Annotated in this window: 3 protein-coding genes; all 3 read left to right on the top strand. The window is 64.2% G+C overall.

Translation table 11 applies throughout. The features are described 5' to 3' along the window. The first annotated feature begins 138 nt into the window (after positions 1-138). From MUU72_RS35010 to MUU72_RS35000, 3 genes are read left to right on the top strand one after another with little or no spacing between them, the layout of a single operon-like run. Positions 139-888: an ABC-three component system protein gene (locus MUU72_RS35010; RefSeq protein WP_248017499.1), complete on the top strand. Its 750-nt coding sequence runs from the start codon at positions 139-141 to the stop codon at positions 886-888. A 2-nt stretch (positions 889-890) separates the two neighbouring features. After that, positions 891-1379 (top strand): three component ABC system middle component, encoded by a 489-nt coding sequence (locus MUU72_RS35005; protein ID WP_078886849.1) that lies wholly within the window; start codon positions 891-893, stop codon positions 1377-1379. 23 nt (positions 1380-1402) lie between these two features. Beyond that, entirely contained in the window at positions 1403-3352 is a 1950-nt protein-coding gene (locus MUU72_RS35000; RefSeq protein ID WP_248017498.1) for a DUF3732 domain-containing protein, read from the top strand. Positions 3353-3446: the final 94 nt, after the last annotated feature.

The raw sequence follows: 3446 nt of genomic DNA, 5'->3' as shown, positions 1-3446 counted from the left end.
CCACATCAACGATCCGGACGCAGAGCAGTCACATGATCGGCCGGACAAGTCCTAGCTGGTGATGACGAGGGTCCGAAGACGACACGCCCTTGGCGGGAGCGCTTCCTCCGGTGTACTCCGGTGGTCCGGGAGGCTCTGGTGGGCCAGATCGTCGTGGACGATCTTGCGCCTCGAGTGTCAGAGGTGGACTCTAAGCTCCGTGAAGTGATCGGCGTATGGAAGACGGATCAGGGCCAGAGCCAAGAGATCCTGGAGGAGCTGAAGGGCTGGTGGTGGGGGGTCTCCAAGGAGATGCTCGACCGCTCCAACCCCAGCCGGAGGGAGACTGTTTCCGCCGAGGAACTGCGCACGAAGATCGACTATGTGATGAGCAAGTACGCGCAGACCTCGTTGCCCATCAGCGACCGGCTGGAAAGACTCACCGAGGAAGAGGTGGCCCGGTACAAGGACCGCGTCTTCGTTGCCCAGCTCCAGCTCCTGAAACTGGGACGCCGAAGCATCCGATTCCATCTCGGCGAGTATCACCACGCATGGACCCATCGATCTCGCTGGCTCCACCGTCACTACGTCGCCCAGAGCGAACTCGACCAGTTCGAGTCAGATCTCCGGCGTGAATGGGAGCTGGTGTTCTCCAGACTCGCCGACGCTTTTGACGCTGGCGAGTACGGGGACGATGCGGTCAAGGCCGGTGTGGACATTCTGGACAAGGCCATGGCTGCTGTAGAAACACTGCGGCTGCGTCCGCAGGTGGAGAAGCGGTGGGTCGCCCGCGGCACGCTTCACGCTTTGGCCGATCTGGCTACGCAGGACGACGAGCCGGTGGGCTGGCATCCCGACTTCGAGAACCTGCTGTCCCAGTCGTCTGATACTGCTGACGGGGAGGAATAGTCATGTCGGCTCCCGCGCGTCAACTCCCTGAAGCTGCAGCCCTGTTCAATCCCGCCTTCGGGGCGTATGTGCTGGCGCACTGTGTAGCGGCCCACATGGCAGCGGGCCCCAGTCTGCCTCTCCCCTTGCCGAGCAGCTTCCTGGTCCTTCCCCTGGTGCTGCCGCCGGACTCCCGCGCCGCGCTCCCGAGAGATGTCCGCACGCCGCTGGCCAGCTGGCTGGCTGATAATCCGATCCAGCGCGCGTCATACCCGCACCGCGCCGCCTCGCTAACGCATTACACCCGCGCGTCCCAGCGGTTCGGCGTCCGGCACAACGTGTTGACGGTGCATTCCAGCGGCCTCGCAGTGACCAGACAGCCCAGGCGTCCCAACGCGAACAGTCATGGAGCGGAGCTCGTCGACTGCACACGCGCTGCGGCCCTCGTTGGCCGCTGGCTTGCAGCGACATCGCCTGCCACCGCATTCGCCCTGCTCGGGGTCCGCCCCTAGCTCTCCAAGGAAGCCACCTCAGCATGCATCTGCTCGCTCTGGCCCTGTATCACCGTGATGGCAGGCAAGCACCGCGCACCATTACCTTCAAACCCGGAGCCTTGAACATCCTCACCGGAGAGTCCGAGACCGGAAAATCGGCAGTCCTCGACATCATCGAGTACTGCTTGGGACGGCAGCACATTTCGCTGCCAGAGGGCGTGATCACTCAGACGGTGGGCTGGTACGCGCTGCTCGTACAGATCGGTTCGACGCGCCTGCTCCTGGGCCGGCCCCGCCCAGCGGGAGCCTCCACCAACAAAGCCATGCTGATCATCGGCGACCACACGCTCGAGCTGCCGGCAGGCGACCGTATGAGAGCGAATGCCGACACGGACGCGCTCCGCGCAGAGCTCAGCGCTCGCCTGGGCATCGACGACTTCCGCTTCGAACCTCCGGGGGGCGCCGAACGCTACGCGTTCAATGTCTCTATTGCCCAGGCCGTTTACATGTGCCTGCAAAAGCAGACCGAGATCGCCAACCAGCAGCTGCTGTTCCATCGCCAGTCCGAGCCCGGCATGGCGCAGATGATGAAGGACACGCTGCCGTACTTCCTCGGTGCGGCCGGACCGGAACAGGCCGCACGCCAACGACAGCTTGCGGAGGCCACCCGGGCCCTGCGGCGCGTCCAGCGACAGATTGATGAGAGCCAGCGGGACAACGAATCCACGAACGCCGCCCTGCACGGCCTGGCCCGCCTCGCCCAGGAGGCAGGCATGGTCCAGGCTGTGCCAGAGCGCGCATCGGCAGCCGAACTGAGTGTCCTGCTGCGCGAGGCGGCGGACACAGTTGTTGATCCATCGGCTCCTCCGGTGTTCGGCGAAGACGGGATGCAAGAACGCCTGGCTGCGGAGCGACAGGCGCTGAGGGAACAACTTCACGATCTCAACGAGGCCGGGGCCCTTCTCGACTCGTGGCAGCAGGAGAGTCAGGCGTTCACCGGTGAGCTCCACACCCAGCTCGGCCGCCTTACGTCTCTGCAGCTCCTCAGTCCCGAAGACGCAGGGGCGCCCGAGGTCTGTCCCCTGTGTAATCAGGCCTTGGAGGAGCCCGACCCCGACATCGAGCAGCTCAACGACCTCACGCGCCGTCTCCAGTCCGAGCTGACCGACGCAGAAGCACTTCAACCATCGCGGACCCGTCACCGTCAGGAACTCAACGAGCAGATCGCAGACGTCCGCAGGCGCCTCCAGGCCAATGCCTCAGCGCTCCAGGCCCTGCAGGCCAGTAACCGCCGTCTCCAGGAGATCAATGACCAGCACGCGCGGCAGGCTCACGTGCAAGGGCGCATTCTCCAGGAACTGCAACGAACTACGTCGCAGTCGGCAGACGAATCTGGATCGCTGCGCCGCCAGGCGGCTCGTATGCAGGAGCGGATCGCAGAACTGCAGGAACTGGTCGATGCCGACGATGTGAGGGCCGAAACGGAAAGCCGCCTCAGCCGCATCGCGCTGGACATGACGGACTGGGCCCGCGAGCTGGATCTCGAGCATGCAGACGAGGCTGAAGAAGTACGCATCAGCCTCTCCCTCCTCAACGTCGTCCTGCGCACGGAAACCAGCCGTATCCCCCTCACCCGCATCGGCAGCGCGAAGAACTGGATCGGGTACCACCTCGTCGCGCACCTGGCCCTGCACACCTACCTGCTCAAACACCAGCGGCCCGTCCCGCACTTCGTCATGTTCGACCAGCCCACCCAGGCCTTCTTCCCCGAAGAAGTCCATGACGTAGGCGCCCTCACCGACGCCGACTGGGAAGCAGTACGCAGCTACTTCTCCCTCATGCGAGACGTCGTCAACCGCAACGGCCAGGGACTGCAGATCATCGTGTGCGATCACGTGAACCTACGAGACGATTGGTTCCGCGACGCCGTAATCGAAAACTGGCGCCAAGACAAAGCCCTGATCCCTACGGACTGGATCACCGAGGCATAGACCTGGCCATAGCTCGGGCGTTCGCCGTGGGCTCTGCAGCTCAGAGGACGTCCCGTTCAGGTGCGTGTTAGTTCATGGGTTGTGCCAGGTTGTG

Origin of the sequence: Streptomyces rhizoryzae, assembly GCF_023155275.1 — a bacterium.
GTDB classification, from domain to species: Bacteria; Actinomycetota; Actinomycetes; order Streptomycetales; family Streptomycetaceae; genus Streptomyces; species Streptomyces rhizoryzae.
Note: the sequence above shows the minus strand (reverse complement) of the source record. Positions and strands in the feature narration are given on the sequence as shown.